13 protein-coding genes are annotated in these 19,454 nt (G+C 42.1%); 8 read left to right on the top strand and 5 right to left on the bottom strand.

Going from position 1 to position 19,454, the window contains the following annotated elements; all coding sequences use genetic code 11:
* Nucleotides 1-10: 10 nt before the first annotated feature.
* On the bottom strand, nt 11-2,263 hold the full coding sequence (locus GSQ84_RS08405; protein ID WP_158796794.1) for a sodium-translocating pyrophosphatase: 2,253 nt from the start codon (nt 2,261-2,263) through the stop codon (nt 11-13).
* Nucleotides 2,264-2,465: 202 nt separating this feature from the next.
* On the opposite strand from GSQ84_RS08405, the gene GSQ84_RS08400 reads away from it, so the two are divergent.
* Entirely contained in the window at nt 2,466-3,887 is a 1,422-nt protein-coding gene (locus GSQ84_RS08400) for an APC family permease (protein WP_158796793.1), read from the top strand.
* A gap of 692 nt (nt 3,888-4,579) precedes the next feature.
* Nucleotides 4,580-5,536, top strand: a complete 957-nt coding sequence (locus tag GSQ84_RS08395; RefSeq protein ID WP_158797376.1) for a TIGR01212 family radical SAM protein — start codon at nt 4,580-4,582, stop codon at nt 5,534-5,536.
* On the opposite strand, the gene GSQ84_RS08390 is transcribed toward GSQ84_RS08395, so the two are convergent.
* Nucleotides 5,515-5,997, bottom strand: coding sequence for an SRPBCC family protein (locus GSQ84_RS08390; RefSeq protein ID WP_158796792.1), 483 nt, complete (start codon nt 5,995-5,997; stop codon nt 5,515-5,517). The two genes, GSQ84_RS08395 and GSQ84_RS08390, sit on opposite strands and share 22 nt — an antisense overlap.
* A gap of 327 nt (nt 5,998-6,324) precedes the next feature.
* Here GSQ84_RS08390 and GSQ84_RS08385 point away from each other — a divergent pair, with 327 nt between their 5' ends.
* Nucleotides 6,325-7,701 carry an ammonium transporter gene (locus GSQ84_RS08385; RefSeq protein WP_158796791.1) on the top strand — a complete coding sequence of 459 codons (1,377 nt, stop codon included), beginning with the start codon at nt 6,325-6,327 and terminating at the stop codon, nt 7,699-7,701.
* Between the two features lie 235 nt (nt 7,702-7,936).
* Here the strand turns inward: GSQ84_RS08385 and GSQ84_RS08380 are convergent, their stop codons facing one another.
* Complete coding sequence (locus tag GSQ84_RS08380; RefSeq protein ID WP_158796790.1) at nt 7,937-8,410, bottom strand: ribonuclease H-like YkuK family protein; 474 nt, start codon at nt 8,408-8,410, stop codon at nt 7,937-7,939.
* Between the two features lie 215 nt (nt 8,411-8,625).
* Here GSQ84_RS08380 and GSQ84_RS08375 point away from each other — a divergent pair, with 215 nt between their 5' ends.
* Entirely contained in the window at nt 8,626-10,818 is a 2,193-nt protein-coding gene (locus GSQ84_RS08375) for a bifunctional alpha,alpha-trehalose-phosphate synthase (UDP-forming)/trehalose-phosphatase (protein WP_158796789.1), read from the top strand.
* A gap of 65 nt (nt 10,819-10,883) precedes the next feature.
* On the opposite strand, the gene GSQ84_RS08370 is transcribed toward GSQ84_RS08375, so the two are convergent.
* Nucleotides 10,884-12,665: a glycoside hydrolase family 15 protein gene (locus GSQ84_RS08370; protein WP_158796788.1), complete on the bottom strand. Its 1,782-nt coding sequence runs from the start codon at nt 12,663-12,665 to the stop codon at nt 10,884-10,886.
* A gap of 230 nt (nt 12,666-12,895) precedes the next feature.
* On the opposite strand from GSQ84_RS08370, the gene GSQ84_RS08365 reads away from it, so the two are divergent.
* The 4 genes from GSQ84_RS08365 (at nt 12,896) to GSQ84_RS08350 (ending at nt 17,555) form a co-directional block, all read left to right on the top strand.
* Nucleotides 12,896-13,114, top strand: coding sequence for a hypothetical protein (locus tag GSQ84_RS08365; protein WP_158796787.1), 219 nt, complete (start codon nt 12,896-12,898; stop codon nt 13,112-13,114).
* Between the two features lie 50 nt (nt 13,115-13,164).
* On the top strand, nt 13,165-14,472 hold the full coding sequence (locus GSQ84_RS08360; RefSeq protein WP_158796786.1) for a DEAD/DEAH box helicase: 1,308 nt from the start codon (nt 13,165-13,167) through the stop codon (nt 14,470-14,472).
* Nucleotides 14,473-14,474: 2 nt separating this feature from the next.
* Nucleotides 14,475-14,723, top strand: a complete 249-nt coding sequence (locus tag GSQ84_RS08355; protein WP_158796785.1) for a DUF1456 family protein — start codon at nt 14,475-14,477, stop codon at nt 14,721-14,723.
* Nucleotides 14,724-14,885: 162 nt separating this feature from the next.
* Nucleotides 14,886-17,555, top strand: coding sequence for an outer membrane beta-barrel protein (locus GSQ84_RS08350; protein WP_158796784.1), 2,670 nt, complete (start codon nt 14,886-14,888; stop codon nt 17,553-17,555).
* A 1-nt stretch (nt 17,556) separates the two neighbouring features.
* Here the strand turns inward: GSQ84_RS08350 and ettA are convergent, their stop codons facing one another.
* The gene (gene ettA / locus GSQ84_RS08345; RefSeq protein WP_158796783.1) at nt 17,557-19,236 is read right to left on the bottom strand and encodes an energy-dependent translational throttle protein EttA; all 1,680 of its coding nucleotides are present in this window, start codon (nt 19,234-19,236) and stop codon (nt 17,557-17,559) included.
* Between the last annotated feature and the right edge of the window lie 218 nt (nt 19,237-19,454).

Genomic DNA, 19,454 nt, shown 5'->3' with positions numbered 1-19,454 from the left:
TACTTAATTATTAAGGATTATCCAATGAGTTAGCCTTATTTTTAACTGTAAGAAGATAGATTTTGCCCTTAGAATCAGTCGTTTTGCTAATTTGTGTCTCTTTTTTGGCCTCTGTTTTGATATTGTTACCAATTCCTATAGAAATGTGCGGTGCAATAATCAAAGAAACAATAGACATAAGTTTAATCAGGATATTCATGGACGGTCCGGAGGTATCTTTGAAAGGATCGCCCACAGTATCACCGGTTACCGAAGCCTTATGAGTGTCTGATCCCTTGTACTCCATCACTCCGTTAATCAGTACACCTTTTTCAAAAGATTTTTTGGCATTGTCCCATGCGCCACCCGCATTGGATTGAAAGATACCCATCAATACACCCGATACCGTCACGCCCGCGAGCAAGCCTCCCAGTACTTCAGGCCCAAAAGTAAAACCTACAATCAGCGGTACAATTAACGCAATAGCGCCGGGCAGTCTCATCTCCCGGATAGAGGCTTCAGTAGAGATGGCTACACATTTTTCATATTCCGGTTTTGCTTTGTATTCCATGATACCGGGAATTTCTTTAAACTGCCGGCGTACTTCCTGTACCATGGCCATGGCCGCGCGGCCAACAGCAGAGATACAAAGCGAAGAGAATATAAAAGGGATCATCCCTCCTACAAATAACCCCGCAAGCACATTGGCTTTATAGATGTCTATAGATGTGATACCGGAAATACCGGCGAAGGCCGCAAATAAAGCGAGGGAAGTCAGCGCAGCGGAAGCAATAGCAAAACCCTTGCCGGTTGCGGCGGTGGTATTTCCAACGGCATCCAGGATATCTGTCCGTTCCCTTACTTCTTTAGGTAAACCGCTCATTTCTGCAATTCCCCCGGCATTGTCGGCAATTGGTCCGAAAGCGTCAATCGCCAGCTGCATGGCAGTGGTTGCCATCATGCCTGCAGCGGCAATGGCAACGCCATAAAAGCCGGCGAAATAGTAGGAGCCATATATGCCGGATGCAAGCACCAGGATAGGCAATACCGTAGATTCCATACCAACGGCCAGTCCGCCAATAATATTGGTGGCATGGCCGGTAGAGGATTGCTGAATGATCGAGTTGACAGGCCGGTTACCTATAGCGGTATAGTATTCTGTGATCAGGCTCATGAGTGTACCTACTGCCAGGCCTACAAGGATAGCGTAATAAACAGACAAGGGGGTAAATTCGAAACCACGGATAGACATTACCGGTGGCAGGAGCCATCGCACAGCAAAGAATGAAGAAATACCTGTTAATGCAATAGATAACCAGTTACCCAGGTTAAGCGCATGCTGTACGCTGTCGCTGTCTTTATTGATCTTCACAAAAAGAGAAGAGAGGATAGAAAAGATCAGTCCCATTCCGGCGATCAGCATAGGCAGCAGTACCGGCGCCATTCCTCCAAACTGGTCTTCTGAAACAATTTCCTGGCCTAAAACCATGGTGGCCAGTATCGTAGCTACATAAGAACCGAAGAGGTCTGCACCCATACCGGCTACATCCCCAACGTTATCTCCCACATTGTCTGCTATGGTAGCCGGATTTCTTACATCATCTTCGGGAATTCCTGCTTCCACCTTTCCTACAAGATCGGCCCCTACATCTGCCGCCTTGGTATAGATGCCTCCGCCAACCCTGGCAAACAGGGCAATACTTTCTGCCCCAAGCGAGAACCCGGCCAGTACTTCAATGGTTTTTTTTAATTCAGCAGCAGATGCCGGCGTGCCCGGATGAACAAAGGAATGGTAGAGCACAATGAATAATCCCCCTAAACCCATTATGGCTAAGCCCGCTACGCCGAAACCCATTACTGTTCCACCCCTGAAGGAAACTTTAAGTGCCTGTGCCAGGCTGGTTCTTGCGGCCTGTGTGGTCCGTACATTTGCTTTTGTGGCGATGCGCATACCTATATATCCTGCAAAAGCGGAAAATACAGCGCCTATTAAAAAGGCAATGGCAATTACAGGGCTGGAGTGTATCGGGTTGGAGGGGCTTCCTTTTAGTGTGCCCGACCAGGCCAGTAAAATTCCCGCGATGACAACGAAGTAACTGAGTACTTTCCACTCCGCTTTAAGAAAGGCCATGGCCCCGTCTGCAATATAGCCTGCCAGTTGAGACATGTTTTTGTCGCCCGCATCCTGCCGAGTTACCCAGGCACTCTGGAATAACATCACGATGAGGCCGATGATCCCGAACAGGGGAATGAAATAGATGAGATGTTGCTGTAAATAATTCATATGTTGTTTATATTTGGTTGCTCAGTATAAGGCAGATAAGGGCCTTTATACAAAATAACAAGAGTTTCTGATATTCCCAAATTAATCCGCTGTAGCAGTGATGGCTTTCCGCGCAAAACAATTTTCAAATCACTCTTTGTTTTGATATTTTAATATATTAGCAAAATAAAACCGTCATTTAACCACTCAAATAAATTTTGTAATGAATAACGAAAACCAGGATACTTCTTTTAAGAGAGAACTCGGACTCTTAGATGGTACCATGCTTGTTGTTGGGTCGATGATCGGCTCAGGTATATTTATCGTTAGTGCTGATATTGCCCGGCAGGTAGGCTCTACAGGCTGGCTTATCCTGATCTGGCTGATCTCCGGACTCATCACCATGATCGCTGCAGTAAGTTATGGAGAGCTAAGCGCTATGTTTCCAAAAGCAGGCGGACAGTATGTTTATTTGAAGGAAGCTTATAATAAGCTGACTGCTTTCTTATATGGCTGGAGTTTCTTTGCGGTGATACAAACAGGGACTATCGCTGCGGTAGGTGTAGGTTTTTCCAAGTTTGCCGCCTATTTATATGAGCCCTTCAGTGAAAATAATATCCTTTATCATATCGGATCTTTTAATTTGAGCGCTGCGCAGTTGGTTTCTATCGTAACGATCATCCTGCTGACGTATATCAATAGCCGCGGGGTTAAGGAAGGCAAGATGCTGCAAACCTTTATGACTATCATTAAGATCCTTTCTCTATTTGGATTGATTATAGGAGGCTTTTTCATTGGTGCAAAAACTGAGGTTTGGAACGCCAACTGGCATGATGCCTGGAATACCAGGGCTTTTAACGTAAGCAGTAATTCATGGGTTTCCATTGGCGGCGGCGCACTGCTGGCCGGTATTGCCGCTTCTATGGTAGGATCATTGTTTTCCAGTGATGCCTGGGTAGGGGTTACTTTTATTGCCGGAGAGATTAAAGACCCGAAGAAAAATGTAGGTTTAAGTTTGTTCTTCGGAACGTTCATTGTAACCTTGATTTATTTGCTGGCTAACCTGATGTACATTTCGGTAATGCCGTTTAATGAAGTAGCCTTTGCAAAGTCTGATCGTGTAGCGATTGCTGCTGCCCAGCATATCTTTGGCGATATGGGCACCAAAATTATGGCTGTAACGATTATGATCTGTACGTTTGCCTGTAACAATGGGCTGATCATGGCGGGGGCAAGGGTGTATTATACCATGGCGAAGGATGGGTTGTTCTTTAAGAAAGCTGCAGAACTGAATAAGGCGAGTGTGCCTGCTTATGCGTTATGGTTTCAGTGTATCTGGGCTTCTGTGCTTTGTCTGACCGGAAAATATGGCGATTTACTGGATTTTGTAATGATCATTGTGATCATCTTTTATATCCTTACTATTTATGGGATTTTTATCTTACGCAGGAAACAGCCTGATACGGAACGTCCGTATAAAGCTTTTGGTTATCCGTTTTTGCCAGCTTTATATATTGTAGTTGCTTCGGCGCTTTGCATAGGCTTGCTGATCACCAGGTTTAGTACCTGCGGGTGGGGAGTGCTGATTATGCTGTTGGGTATTCCTATTTATTATATATCTAAGCCCGCTGCTGCTGAAGAGTAGGTTTTCTTAATAACTACTGTATCCGGAGAGGTTTCTTCTTCTCTTGAAAAAAAGAACAGGCTCCTTTACTCCCCGTTCCTTTGAAAAAAGGACCGCATCTTGTAAAGGAGCCTGTTCTTTTTTTTAAGATTATCGTTCAGGGAGTTCAGTAAGATGATGTATTGATGGGGAGAAGGTATTGATGGTAATATAAGGATGACTGGTTGTGGGTATACAGCTACCATATTTAAACCCGAAAGTCTGTATTCATCGGCAAAACATCAACCGGATTTTGAACAAGGTTTAGCCAAAATAAAGAACCACTTTAAGACGCCTCAGCAACGCCTCCGGAACGCCATTTAGCCGTTCCGGAGGCGTTGCTGAGGCGTTCCAAACCCGTTCCAAACCCGTTCCTCATTCCCGTTAAACCCCGGCTAAAGTTTGTCTGAAATTCCCTTAACGTATAATTGTTTTCCTTTGCATTTCTTTGTCTTATATGGCTTAAGTTTCACAAAAAACGAACCTATTTCAGGATTAGTTTCACCATGGTACCCGGATCGTATACACCCCCGAATTTGGAACGTTATTTAATTATTGTGTTTATTGGTGATGAGCTTGATTTTTAGGGTAATGGGCTGTCTGATTTACAATTCTTACCTTTCCGTGTCGGTAAGTATAAATTAAAAGCTGTATTTTTGCCAAAAAACAAGCAATTGGGAACTCCACTGGATTTAGGTATAAAAGGATATAATCACTACGGTGCTCACCTTAAAGAAAAGTACAAAGGGCAACGGGTATTTAAGGTCATTGTTGATGGCGGGTTTACTTGTCCTAACCGTGATGGCAGTAAAGGTTATGGCGGCTGTACCTATTGTAATGTGGATTCTTTTACACCCGAACTTTCCAGGAAATTACCCACTATCCGCGAACAGCTGGAGCAGGGGATGGAACGCGGTAAAGGTTTTTATAAGGCCGATAAATTCATAGTTTATTTTCAGCCGAACACCAATACCTATGCTCCTGTACATTACCTGAAAATGATGTATGATGAAGCTTTATCAATCAATACACATGACGTGGTAGGCTTTTCTGTAGGTACACGCCCGGATTGTATCGATGCGGAAAAGGTAGCGCTGTTAGAGACTTATGCTGATCGTTTTGACGTAGATCTGGAAATGGGTATGGAATCCATCTATGATGAAACATTAAACCAGATCAACAGGGGCTGCAGCCATGCTGAGTTTGTTGCCGCTGTTCAATTGCTGGAAAACAGTAAACTTGATCTGTGTGTGCATACTATTTTTGGTTTTCCGTGGGAAACTGAAGAAATGATGCTAGGTTATATCCACGAGATCAACAGGTTTCCGCAGATCAAATTTGTGAAATTTCATCACCTTCATATTGTTGAAGGATCAATCATGGGTGCCAAATATAAAAAGGAACCTTTTAAATTATTTACTCTCGAAGAATATACAGATCTGTTGTGTAAACTGATCCCTTTGTTACGACCTGATGTAGTGATCCAGCGTTTGTTTGGTATATCAGACTGGGATTTATTGATTGCACCTAACTGGGGTTTAAATAAATCTGCTATTCAAACTTATATTGACAAAGAGATCGAAAAAAGGGGAGTAGTACAGGGCTCTGCTTATGTCCCTGTTTTGGTATAATCTCCAAATAGCTCAATTACCTTCTTTTTTCTAAATTCAAAGATCTGCTGTAGCTTTCCGGCAACAAATACGCTATTGGCAATATTTCCGAAAATTCCCATGGGCAAGCCATAGGTCAGCAAGTCATTCATTTCTACACCGCCGGGGATTTCTTTGAAATGATGCTGGTGGTGCCAGAACTTATAAGGGCCAAAACGCTGCTCGTCAATAAAATATTTATGGTCTTCTACCTGGGTAATCTCCGTCATCCAGTTCAGTTTAATACCGGTAATGGGTGCCACTTTATAGGTGATGATCATTCCCGGGTACATCTTCTGATCGGGCTGGAGTTCTGACGTGACGGTAAAAGCCATCTCTTTAGGCGTGATCTTAGCCAGGTTCATTGGTGAAGAGAAAAAGTCCCATGCTTCAGCAAGACTAATAGGGACGCGTTGAGAGAATTTGAGGTGGTAAGCTTTCATAAGGGAAGCATAAATATGCTTATTTGTTCGAACAACAGATTTAAATTTGATTTTGTTTCCAATTTATTGAATATAATTATCTTGTGGTTTTTGAGTTTATATGTGATTATTTTAATCAATTCTATAGAAATCAGGCTGATTCGATCCTATAAATTTCATAATTACATTTCAAAGGGTATTTTATTGGATACAATTCAATAGTTTGTACAAATCCATGATTATATTTTGAATGATTGTTGATTATTATTATCTTTATTGAATTTATTTAATGTTTTTAATTTATTATCCAAATTAAACTTATCTACAAATCAATAAAATCAAATTTACATGAACAAAGTTCTATTTAAACAGGTTGTCCCCTTCGTAATTCTTGCGATTGTAGCAATAGCGGCGTTATTTGTACCTCTGCATCCAAACTTTGATGAGGGGAAATACAATTCGGCTGACGTAGCCTGGATTCTGGTGTCTACAGCCCTGGTATTTTTAATGACGCCCGGTCTTGCTTTCTTTTACGGTGGTATGGTCCACAGAAAGAACGTATTGTCTACCATGATCAAGAGTCTGGTTTCTGCCGGAGTGATCAGCGTATTATGGGTAGTAGTAGGTTTCAGTCTGGCTTTTGGTACCAGTATTCATGGTTTAATAGGTAGTCCCAGCACATTTTTGTTTTTTCAGAATGTAAATTCTGGACACGCATGGATTGGTGCACCAACTATTCCTTTAACCTTGTTTGCTTTATTCCAGCTGATGTTTGCCATTATCACACCGGGACTGGTTGTAGGAGCTGTTGCTGAACGTATTCGTTTTACCTCATATATCTTATTCATTGTATTATTTGCCCTGTTCGTTTATTCACCGCTGGCACACTGGACCTGGCATCCTGATGGCATCTTAGCTAAAATGGGTGTGCTGGATTTTGCCGGTGGTACAGTAGTACATATTTCTGCCGGTATGGCTGCATTAGCAGGCGCACTGGTATTAAAAAGAAGAAAAGTACATCAGGATCACCAGGAGATTCCTCCTGCAAATATTCCCTATGTACTGATCGGAACAGGCCTGTTATGGTTTGGATGGTTTGGTTTTAATGCAGGTTCTGCACTGGGATCAAATAGCTTGGCCGTATCTGCTTTTGCAACAACTAATATCGCGGCCGGAGCTGCCGGACTTTCCTGGATGTTCTTCGACGTATTAAGAGGAAGAAAACCTTCTGTGCTTGGATTCTGTATCGGTGCTGTAGTAGGCCTGGTAGCCATCACCCCTGGTGCAGGTTATGTAGCCATCCCTCATAGCATCTTTATCGGTGTAATCGCAGCGATCATCTCAAACCTTGCTGTTTCATGGAAAGGTAAAACTAACCTGGATGATACACTGGATGTTTTTCCTTGTCATGGTGTAGGAGGTATTGTTGGTATGCTGTTAACCGGCATTTTTGCTACTAAAACGGTTAATCCTGCAGGTGTTGACGGTTGGTTCTACGGAAACCCGGCTTTCTTCTTTACACAGCTCAAAGGTGTCTTAATTGTAGCCATCTTCAGTTTTGTAGTTTCCTTCCTGATCTTTAAAATCATCAATATGATCCAACCGATCCGTGTAACTTCTGAAGAAGAAGAAGAAGGACTGGATGTAAGTCAGCATAATGAAAAATATTCTCAGGGTACTTTAGTAGTTGCGTCAACAGGAATAGAGATGGAGCATCACGGATAATCCTCAATAGGGGATCTCCACCGGAGGTTATGCCGCATGCTATATAGCCTCCCAACAGGCTCAGCATGCTGCTAAATAAACTCCTCGCAGGCTCACCTCCCTGCTGGATAGCCCCCCTGCTGTAGGATATCCTAAAAAAAACGGAAAGCCTTATTTTGATGCCTTCAAGCGCGTTTCAGCGGTTGGCAGCATCAAAATAAGGCTTTCCATTTTTTAGCGAAGCCGGAAGCCCCCCTTAATGTACCATTTTATCCGCACAGGTAGAACTCGCAAAAGCTTCCGGTTTAGCCTTAAATATGAATCCCATACTTAAAATATAACCCATCGCTTCATTCAATGCTTTGTTTGATTTAAACATAGGGTTCGTATTAATATCGGCATGGACTTCAAGGTCTACATTATAAAGGTCCAGCAGATCGCAAACCGCATACGCTGTTTCTATAGATTTCTGCACTTCAATCAGCATTCTCTCTTTGATACTCATTTTCTGCTGACTTTTTTCCTGGTGGATATACATAAATCCCCCATGCTGTTCCCTAAGCAATACGATGACTGTAGCAAAGTCTGTGAAGGAGCCCTTCACTTGTGAGTCTGTGCCGATACATACTTTGAGATGATAGCCGTTTTCAGTTTCCCTGATGATAGCTTGTTCTACTTCTTCTAAGATTGGTGCGTGGATCACTTCACCATTAAATTTCTTCCAGGTCATACGTTATTGGTGTTAGGTAACAACCCGTATACAGGTTTTCTAAAAATAAGTTGATTATGTTAAAGATACATTAAATCTGCGTTGTTTATTTGCTAACAATCAGATGGTTGTCAACAATTATGTAATTTTTTACAAAGATCCGGGTAATGACCTGTTTTCTCCAAACTCAGAATAATCAAACAATATGTGAAGTCAGTAGTTATTTATAGTATAATATGGTAAACAAGACAATAATAGTTTCGAACCGGTTACCCGTTAAGATAGCAGAGCAGGATGGAGAATATGTCCTTAGCCCGAGTGAGGGAGGTCTGGCTACTGGCCTGGGATCGGTATACAAATCGGGAGAGAACATCTGGATAGGATGGCCCGGAATAGATGTGCCTGAAAACAGGCAGCAGGAAGTGATTGAAAAACTGGCAGTTTTGAACCTGATCCCGGTATTTTTAAGTTCTGATGAGATCAATCTGTATTACGAAGGATTTTCCAATGAGGTTTTATGGCCGGTTTTCCATTATATGGTTACCTATGCCAATTTTGAACAGGGTTATTGGGATTCCTATCAAAGTGTAAATAATAAATTTGCTTCCATTGTCATTGCCCATCTGAAAGAAGGGGATACGATCTGGGTGCACGACTACCAACTGTTGTTGCTGCCTGGTTTGATCAGGACCGCCCAGGCACATGTAACCATTGGATTTTTCCAGCATATTCCTTTTCCTTCATTTGAAATCTTCCGCGTGATTCCCTGGAGAGAGGAGCTGATCACCGGTATGTTTGGTGCCGACTTATTAGGCTTCCATACTTTTGATGATGTACGCCATTTTCTGAATGCCTCCTCACGTCTTTTACAGGCAAAGGTATCGGATAATATGATCACCTATCAGGACAGGCAGATTGTGGTAGAATCTTTCCCTATGGGAATTGATTCGGATAAGTTTGAAGAAATGGTGAGTGACCCTACCGTAGAAGAGCATATAGAGTCGATCAGGGAGTCTGTACAGGACGGTAAGATCATTTTAACGATAGACAGGCTGGATTACAGTAAGGGCATCTTACAGCGTTTACAGGCTTATGAATTGCTATTGCATACTTATCCTGAATATATCGGCAGAATATCATTATATATGATCGTTGTTCCTTCCAGGGATACAGTTCCGCAATACAAAGAGCTGCGTGATCAGATCGACCAGTTTGTGGGGAATACCAATGCTAATTACAGAACTTTAAACTGGCTTCCGGTACATTATTTCTACCGATCATTCCCTATAGAATTTTTATCGGCCTTATATAGCACTGCTGATGTCTGTCTGGTTACCCCGATGAGGGATGGGATGAACCTGGTGAGTAAAGAATATGTGGCCAGCAGGGTAGATGATACCGGTGTGCTGATTTTGAGTGAAATGGCCGGTGCTTCCAAGGAGCTGAATGATGCGCTGGTTGTTAACCCTAACAATATTGGTGAGGTAATGCGTGCCATTGTTCAGGCGGTAAGTATGCCGGTTGAAGAACAGAAAACGCGGATGTCTGTCATGAGGCGGACGGTTAAGAAATTTAATATACATTTTTGGGTAAGTAACTTTATGGATAAGCTGGCGGAAGTAAAAAAGATGCAGGAGTCATTATTGACTAAACATGCGGTGAGAGTAGTGAGGGAGCAGATTGCCGCAGATTATGCCGGGTCGGCTGATCGTTATATCTTTTTGGATTATGACGGAACGCTGGTAGGCTTTAACAGCAATATCGATAAGGCTTCACCTGACGAAGAACTATATCAAATATTAGAAAACCTTTCTTCTGATCCTTCCAACCGTATCGTTATTGTCAGCGGAAGAAGACATCAGACTTTAGAAGAATGGTTTGGCCACATGAAGCTCGACCTGATTGCAGAACATGGGGCATGGCAAAAACACTACAAAGAAGAATGGAAGTCGCTGCCTTTGCTAACCGATAAATGGAAGCAGGAAGTGCGGACTGTTCTGGAGACTTATGCCGACAGGACACCGGGTTCATTTATTGAAGATAAAAGTTACTCGCTGGTTTGGCACTATCGTAATGTAGAAGAAGGATTAGGAGAACTTAGGGCCAATGAAATTATGAATCACCTGAAAAATACCATAACTGATAAAGGCTTGCAGATGATGCCCGGAAGTAAGGTCATCGAATTTAAGAATATCGAAGTAAACAAGGGAAAAGCAGCGGTAAACTGGTTATACGGAAAGAACCCTGATTTTATCATTGCACTGGGCGACGATTATACAGACGAGGATATCTTTAAAGCATTGCCCCCTGAAGCATATACCATCAAAGTAGGTAGTAATATTTCAGCAGCCAGGTATTACCTGAGAAACTTTATGGAAGTGCGCGACCTGCTGCAAATGTTATCGGCGACAACTAAACAGGTTCATTAAAAACATTCGAATTTTAAGAAAGCGGATGGTGGAACTCAGGTTCTGCCATCCGCTTTTTTGTTGGCCTAAAGGAAAATTGGCTGATCTAATTTTATAGCAATTCTATGTGCTGCATTCATCAATCCTACATGACTGTAGGCCTGAGGGAAGTTCCCCCACTGGCTGCCATCGTTTTCATCAATATCTTCTGCAAACAGATCAAGGTGGTTACCATAGCTGGCCAGGGAGTTAAATTCCCTCACAGCATCATCCACTCTGCCTACAATAGCTAATGCTTCTACATACCAGAAAGCACAGATCAGGAAAGTGGTCTTGGGTTTGCCAAAATCATCCGTGTGGCGATACCTGTAAAATAGCCCGTTTTTGCCCTTTAATTCCCCCTCTAAAGCAATCAGGTGATCTTTGGCACGCTGTGAGTTAGGATCAAGGTAATTCATTAAGATCAGCTGTAAGGTGCTGGCATCCAAATGCGCACTGCCTACCGCATGATTATATACTTTCCGTTCCGGATCATAACAGGCTTCGATATGCGCGGCTGCCCGGTCTATCAGTTTGGTAGCCCTGTCCATGAATTCTTGATTGCCAATCGTTTTTGCCATTTTTAAAGCAGCCTGGGCACCGGCCCACTGGAACAGGTTGGTATAACAATGTATGTTGGCCATATTTCTGAACTCCCAGATTCCGGCATCTTTTTCATCAATGGTATTCTCAATTTTTGTGAGCAGGTAATCCATCCACTTGGTAGAGTCCTGACGTTCGCTGTAAATGAAACGCTTGTCAGTATATAAAGGCAGCATCGAAATGAGCACCTGACCATAAATATCGTTCTGGATGTGTTCAAACGCCTGGTTGCCTACGCGCACAGGCTGATTGCCCATATAGCCAGTCAGGTTCGTTAAAATACGTTCGGTAAGTACCCTTTCTCCGGCGATGCCGAAAAGGGGCTGATAACGTTTGTCGTCCCTAAAGGAAATATCAGTCACATAATTAAAATAACGCTCCATTTCTTCAAAATGGCCTACGTGGTTTAATGCGGTAATTACATAATAGGTGTCGCGCATCCAGCAATAGCGGTAATCCCAGTTTCTGGTACTGCCCGGTGATTCTGGTAAACTGGTTGTACTTGCAGCGATAATTGCCCCCGTATCTTCATACTGGTGGATTTTCAATACCAGCGCAGAGCGGATCACAAGGGATTGATGAAAACCTGCTATGGTAGAGTGTTTAATCCAGGTTCTCCAGTATTTCTTAGTTTCTAAAAGAAATCTTTCTGCCGTGCTTTCAATAGGTGCTTCCAGGTTATAACCGTAAGTCAGGATCAGGTATTTGGTATCGTTCAGCGTGAAGTACTTTTCATCTTCGATATAAGACAAGGATATATTGGTACTCAACTGCATGTGGTGCTCGCTGCCCGTAAACAGGATGTGGTTGCTTCCCCTTGATCCCTGCTGGAAACCTTCGCCATAACTGAAAGTTGGTTTACAGGTAACTTTAATCCGGGGGTTGCCTTCTATGGGCTCAATCTTACGGATCAGCATCAAAGGCTTGTAGTAGCGTTCATATTGATAGAACCGCGGAGCAAAGTCGGTTACCTTATATTTACCTTCCTCATTAGTGATCTCTGTGCAAAGGATATTGGTATTTTCCAGGTAATGTTGTTCTGAAGTATACTCTCCGCCAGGGAGGATAGAAAATTCACCGCCTACTTCTTTGTCCAGTAGTCCGCCGAATACAAATGAGCTGTCAAACCTGGGCCAGCATAACCAATCAATATTTGTGTTTTTGTTAATGTGTGCAAGGAAAGCGCAGTTACCGATTATTCCGGTTTGATAGGTATGTTTGGTCATTAATAGTGTTTTCTGAGATGGTTTATATTTATAGAACAACTTAGCAGATCATTTGTTGTGCCAAACAAATATTTTGGACAGCAGCATCAATTTTATGAACAATAATTTGTGATGATAAATGTAGCATTTGATTTTTTTTATTAAATTTAGATGAGCGTTAACGGCAATATCATTTGTTGCCAGTCGTTAAATTCTTTAATTAACCGAACACGTATTTAAATCAGACAGACATGAACACAGAACTAATGAATGAATTCTATTTATTGCAGCAAAGTAGGTCTAATGCAAAATATCTGGAGATCCTGGAAGAAAGAATATACTCCCCAATCCAGGAAGCGAATACTAAAATGACTTCCTGGATGCATAAAAGAGGGAAAATGCTGATGAAACTGGAAACCAAAACCCAGATCAGGATGAAGAAAATCAGGAAGAAATTTCTGCAATACTAGCCCTTCTTCTTTTGCCCTTAATCTTAGCTTAATTCCCGTATCTTTGCGGTATGATGGTTGAAAAGATACTGGGTAATTTAAAAATCACTTCTTTAAATGAAATGCAGCAGGCAGCAATTGCAGCTGCAGATAAAGGAAAGGACGTTGTTTTACTCGCCCCTACAGGTTCTGGTAAAACAATAGGCTTTTTATTGCCCGTTTTAAAAAATCTTCTGAAAGATGTAAAAGGTGTTCAGGCATTGATCCTGGTTCCTTCAAGAGAACTGGCGCTGCAGATTGAACAGGTGTTTAAGCAGATGGGAACGGGTTTTAAAGTGAACTGCTGTTATGGTGGCCACCCGGTGAAAATTGAAAAAAACAATTTTGAACAACCGCCTGCGGTATTGATAGGAACACCCGGCAGAATTGCCTATCACCTGAGAAAAGAAAATTTCGACGAATCTACGATTACCACGCTGATACTGGATGAATTTGATAAAGCACTGGAATTTGGTTTCCAGGAAGATATGGCTTATATCATTGGAAACCTGCGCTCCCTGAAACAGCGGATGCTGACTTCGGCTACGCCGATGAATGATATCCCTGAGTTTACCGGGCTAAAGTCTTCACTGGAAGTGAATTTCCTGAAAGATGTAAAGGTAGCACCCGACTTGAAGTTAAAGAAGATCATTACTACGGCAGAAGATAAATTGGACGTTTTGTTTGACCTGATCTGTAAGATCGGTGCACAGACTTCACTGATTTTTTGTAACCACCGGGAAACGGTAGACCGTATCAGTGACCTGCTGATCGATAAAGACCTGGCCCATGATATTTTTCATGGCGGTATGGAACAGGATGAGCGTGAGCGGGCATTGCTGAAATTCAGGAATGGAAGTATTAAAATATTAATTACCACAGACCTTGCCGCCCGCGGATTGGATATCCCTGAAGTAGGCAATATTATCCATTATCAATTGCCTTACACAGAAGATGCTTTTCTACACCGTAACGGACGTACTGCCCGGATGAACGCTAAAGGAACAGCCTATCTGATCATGACAGAAGAAGAGAAGTATCCTTTTCTGAAAGGTGATATAGAAACTGAAAAACTGAAAGGCAGTTATGAATTGCCAAAGGATAGCCAGTGGCAAACGCTTTATATTGCGGCAGGTAAAAAGGATAAAGTCAACAAAATTGATATTGTTGGTTTACTGTTAAAAAAAGGTGGATTGCAAAAGGATGATGTAGGATTGATCGAAGTGAAAGATCAAAGTTCATATGTAGCCATCAAAAGAAACATGGTGAACAAAGTACTTTCATCGCTGCGCGATGAGAAAATTAAAAATAAGAAGGTGAAGATAGAAGTAGCGATGTAATTATGAGCAACAACGACATTTTAAAGAAACTGCGCGTAGCGCTGGAGCTGAACAACGAAGATATTATCAAAATATTGGAACTGGTGAATTTTAAGGTAACTAAAAGTGAGCTGGGTTCTTTTTTCAGAAGTGATGACCACCCGAATTTTAAACCTTGCGGTGATCAGATCCTTCGTAATTTTTTAAATGGGCTGGTAATTTACAAAAGAGGTCCAAGAACTGAAAAAGCAGATCTTCCGAAAGCCGATTAGTCGGTAATCCTTTCAAAAACGTTGAAATTCGAGTATATTCTTGAATATTCAGATAATTTATTCGTTCAAACTGGTATACTTGTGGAGTGAAGGCTTTTCTTTTTTCTTTTTATATAGAAAATGAATTATCTAATACCCGGGGTTAATAGGATTGCATGAAAAATGATTAAGTTTTTGAAATTTCCTGGAGAATTGGGTTATTTAAAATGTATCATTTTATTTCATGCTTTTTTGCTGATCTGCTCTTCCGCAGATGCGCAAATTCAACATAAGCTAAGTGGAAGCCTCATTGATTCCCTTAAAGAGGTAGTGTCTGGCGCAGATGTTTACCTCGTGGCAAACAAGGACACGTTAAACTCCGTTACCGACAATCAGGGTAAATTCTTCTTTTCAGGGTTCACAAGTGATCACATCTCTATATTGATTATACGGGTAGGGTTTAAGCCTTATGCCAGATCTTACAATTATCTTCCTGAGGAGGAAAGCCTGGATCTCGATCCGATCATGCTGCATACAGAATCAAATTTATTGGATGAAGTAGTGATTAATGGCAGGGATAAACCCATTAAGCTAAAGAAAGATACCATTGAATATAATGCAGATTTCTACCAGGTTTCTGAAAATGACAGGGTAGAAGACCTGCTTCGGCAGCTGCCTGGAGTGGAAGTAGACCTGGAAGGAAATGTAACTGCCATGGGCAAACCCCTGCTAAAGCTGCGTGTAAACGGGGAGGATTTTTTCACCAATAGCGTGAAGGACTTTATTCGTCAGCTTCCCGCCAGTGTAATTGATAAATTGCAGATCATCAATGATTATGGTGATGAAGCAAATTTCACCGGCGTAAAAGGGGATTCTGAGAAAATGCTGAACCTGGTGACAAAAGAAGGCCAGAATAAAGGAACTTTTGGCAATGCCGCTGCCAGTGGTGGTACCAATCACCGCTATTCCCTCCAGGGAAATGGCAATTTATGGGAAGGAAGTAAACAGATTGGCTTTAGCAGCGGATCGAACAACACCAGCAATGATGCAGGAATCAACACCACTACGGTTGCAGGTGTCAATTACAGGGATAAGCTGTTCAATGGAATCACGGCCAGTGCAAGTTATAATTATGGTTATACCAAAAACCAGTCCAGCCAGCTGAGCCACATCGAAACGATAAATCCCGGAGGATTGATCAACAATAACTCTACCACAGAAAGTAATTCTCAGAACAATACCCATAATATCAATTTTAATATTCAGTCTATTGCTGATAAAAGTTATTTCCAGGCCTCACTGGGTGGTTCATTGGTTAAAAAACACCGGGAGGGCGATACAAATTCTGATCAGACTGGGTTGATCACACAAAATCTGTTCAATAATACGGCCACCGCTACAGAAACACCAAGCCTGACCGGTAATTTTGCCTGGGCCAGGAGTTTTGAGAAACCGGGCAGAAGTATGTCTGCCGGAATTACCCTGAGCAGCAGTATTAACCAGGTGAACGATGCACTGGATAACCGCATCAGCTATTTAAATCAGCAGGGCGGACAAGCTATAGCCGATTCTTTAGTGAACCGTTTTGTAGATACCGAAAACAGGACCAATGCTATCTCGGGAGAATTCAGGTATAGTGAACCCTTACGTGCTGATAAAGATTCACTGGTGAAAAGAAATATCGATTTTTCCTATTTTTTCTCTTTTAATAAAACCCGGAATAGTTTATATACCCGCACCAATAGCAGCAGCAGCTCAGTAGTAGATTCACTGAGCTCTTTGTATTCTACAGCTTTTTTGATCAACCGCTTTGCCGTGAGTTACCGGTATCAGGCAAAAAAGCTGAACTATACCCTGGGTGTAACCGCTCAGCCTACCCAGTTGACAGGTGAGCAGGTGGGCAATACAACCAGGATCGATCATGTAGAAGTTAATATCTCTCCAATCATTAACCTGAGTTATAATGTGTCTGACTGGGACAATCTGGCTTTTGTCTATACCGGGGTAAGTACCGCTCCTGATTATTACCAGTTACAACCGGTACCTAATATCAGCAATATTCAGAACCTGGTATATGGTAATCCGAACCTGAGATCCAGTTTTACGCATTCCGGGGTTTTAAGTTATCAGCATACCAGTGAACAAACGGGATCTATATTTATGCTGACCTTAAATGGAATGGTGGTTAGGGATCAGGTAGTGAGTAATGTGTCATTGGTTGCGGATACGCTAAATACCCTCAAACAGGAAACACGTTTCAGAAATGCAAATGGTTCTTATTCATTTGGTGGCACCTATACCTATTCCATGCCTTTTGACCATAATAAATTCAATGCCGAATTGAAGGGTAACTGGGATTATGTAAATATGGTCTCTTATGCTGATTCCGTACTGAACACGAATAAGAGCTTTAATTATTCCCAAACGCTGCGGTTAAGAATGAACCAGCGGAAACTTATTTTGTCGGGTTATGCTACTTATAATTACAGTAGTAACCGCTATTCAATAGACCTGCTGAGACTGAGAAATATAGAAACCTGGCAGTTTAACATCAGTGGAAGGATCATTTTAACAGAAGGTTTGTCTGTTACCGCTGATGTGTTGAAAAGGATAAATTCTGGCTATTCGCTGGATGCCCCTAATCCTACGCTGATTAACTTTAGCATGGAAAAAACGATGTTTAAAAATAAACGTGGAAGTATTACCTTCCACGCTTATGATTTGCTGAACCAGGGAAATAACCTGATCAGGAGTGTTTCTGACAATTCAATTGCGGACAGCCGCTACAATCAGATCACCAGGTATTTTCTCGTGGGCTTTAACTATCGCCTGGAGCATTTCGGGCAGAAATAGATTAGCCCAGTTTTTTATATTTTATCCGATGGGGACTTACATCACCCAAACGTTTTTTACGGTTTTCCTCGTAGTCACTATAGTTACCTTCAAAGAAGTAAACCTGTGAATTGCCTTCAAAGGCCAGGATATGGGTACAGATACGATCCAGGAACCATCTATCGTGACTAATCACTACTGCACAGCCGCCAAAGTTTTCCAATGCTTCTTCCAGTGCACGTAAGGTGTTCACATCAATATCATTGGTAGGCTCATCCAGCAGTAATACATTTGCTCCCTTTTTCAGGGTAATTGCCAAATGCACCCTGTTGCGCTCACCCCCTGAAAGGATGTTTACTTTTTTCTGCTGGTCACCACCATTGAAGTTGAATTTGGAAACATAGGCACGTCCGCTTACCGCTTTGTTGCCCAGCTGAATGTTTTCCAGTCCGTCGGTAATATTTTCATACACTGTTTTATTGCCATCAAGGTCGTTGTGCATCTGGTCCACATAACCCAGCGCAACAGTTTCACCAACCCTGAATGTGCCTTCATCAGGCGTTTCCTGTTCTGTGATCAGACGGAAAAGTGTAGTTTTTCCTGCTCCATTGGGACCAATGATACCCACTATACCAGCCGGAGGTAAAGAGAAACTCAGGTTTTCAAACAGGATCTTATCTCCATAAGCTTTTGTTACGTTGTTCGCTTCGATCACCACATTTCCTAACCTTGGTCCTGCAGGTATAAATAGTTCCAGTTTGTCTTCTCTTTCCTTAGAATCTTCTGAGGCGAGTTTATCATAGTTAGATAAACGTGCTTTGGATTTTGCATGTCTGGCTTTTGGCGCCATACGTACCCACTCCAGCTCGCGTTCCAGTGTTTTCTGACGTTTGCTTTCTGTTTTCTCTTCCTGTGACAAACGTTTGGCTTTCTGATCTAACCATGATGAGTAATTCCCTTTCCATGGAATACCTTCTCCACGGTCAAGTTCAAGGATCCATCCGGCTACATTATCCAGGAAGTACCTGTCGTGGGTTACTGCAATAACAGTTCCTTTGTAGTCTTTCAGGAATTTCTCCAGCCAGTCAATACTTTCTGCATCTAAGTGATTCGTTGGCTCATCCAGTAACAATACGTCAGGTTCCTGTAAAAGTAATCTGCACATGGCTACGCGGCGACGCTCACCACCCGATAGTACACCAATTTTGGTATCCGGATCAGGACAGCGTAAAGCATCCATGGCGCGTTCCAGCTTATTATCCAGCTCCCATGCGTTGGATGCATCAATTTTATCCTGCAGTTCACCTTGTTTGGCCATCAGTTTATCCATTGCATCGGCATCTTCATAAACTTCAGGTAAGCCAAACTGCTCGTTAATTGCTTCGTATTCTTTTAAGATAGCAGTGATCTCGGCAACGCCTTCTTCTACTACTTCACGAACAGTTTTGTTTTCATCCAGCTCCGGTTCCTGTGCCAGGTAACCTACGGTATAACCCGGTGAGAAGACTACTTCACCCTGGAAAGCTTTGTCTATTCCTGCAATGATTTTCAGCACAGATGATTTACCTGATCCGTTTAAACCGATAACGCCAATTTTGGCGCCATAGAAAAAGGAAAGGTAGATGTTTTTTAATACTTGTTTTTGGGGAGGATAGATCTTGTTGACCCCCGCCATTGAAAAGATTATTTTTTCGTCTGACATTTTTGGTTTTTATGTTTACGCCTTTATTACGACGTTATAATTTGAAATCTGTTTTATTACTAATTAGGCTAACAATTACAAATATAAACAAGGTAAGGAAGTAACGAAATTGTTTATCAGCCTAAATTGATGAATTTAACACATCATTTGAAGTAAATATTATAAAACCAGCAATTGAAGCAGCTAAATCGCTATAGTTACATGCTTTGTTGAGACTG

The organism is Pedobacter sp. L105 (genome assembly GCF_009765875.1).
Classification (GTDB): domain Bacteria; phylum Bacteroidota; class Bacteroidia; order Sphingobacteriales; family Sphingobacteriaceae; genus Pedobacter.
This window is presented reverse-complemented; position numbering and strand designations above follow the sequence as displayed.

Bases quoted from the DNA above. Each gene is read 5' to 3' on its own strand.
- GSQ84_RS08405 (WP_158796794.1), bottom strand. From the start codon at position 2,263: ATGAATTATTTACAGCAACATCTCATCTATTTCATTCCCCTGTTCGGG.
- GSQ84_RS08400 (WP_158796793.1), top strand. From the start codon at position 2,466: ATGAATAACGAAAACCAGGATACTTCTTTTAAGAGAGAACTCGGACTC.
- GSQ84_RS08390 (WP_158796792.1), bottom strand. From the start codon at position 5,997: ATGAAAGCTTACCACCTCAAATTCTCTCAACGCGTCCCTATTAGTCTT.
- GSQ84_RS08385 (WP_158796791.1), top strand. From the start codon at position 6,325: ATGAACAAAGTTCTATTTAAACAGGTTGTCCCCTTCGTAATTCTTGCG.
- GSQ84_RS08380 (WP_158796790.1), bottom strand. From the start codon at position 8,410: ATGACCTGGAAGAAATTTAATGGTGAAGTGATCCACGCACCAATCTTA.
- GSQ84_RS08375 (WP_158796789.1), top strand. From the start codon at position 8,626: ATGGTAAACAAGACAATAATAGTTTCGAACCGGTTACCCGTTAAGATA.
- GSQ84_RS08370 (WP_158796788.1), bottom strand. From the start codon at position 12,665: ATGACCAAACATACCTATCAAACCGGAATAATCGGTAACTGCGCTTTC.
- GSQ84_RS08365 (WP_158796787.1), top strand. From the start codon at position 12,896: ATGAACACAGAACTAATGAATGAATTCTATTTATTGCAGCAAAGTAGG.
- GSQ84_RS08360 (WP_158796786.1), top strand. From the start codon at position 13,165: ATGATGGTTGAAAAGATACTGGGTAATTTAAAAATCACTTCTTTAAAT.
- GSQ84_RS08355 (WP_158796785.1), top strand. From the start codon at position 14,475: ATGAGCAACAACGACATTTTAAAGAAACTGCGCGTAGCGCTGGAGCTG.
- GSQ84_RS08350 (WP_158796784.1), top strand. From the start codon at position 14,886: ATGATTAAGTTTTTGAAATTTCCTGGAGAATTGGGTTATTTAAAATGT.
- ettA (WP_158796783.1), bottom strand. From the start codon at position 19,236: ATGTCAGACGAAAAAATAATCTTTTCAATGGCGGGGGTCAACAAGATC.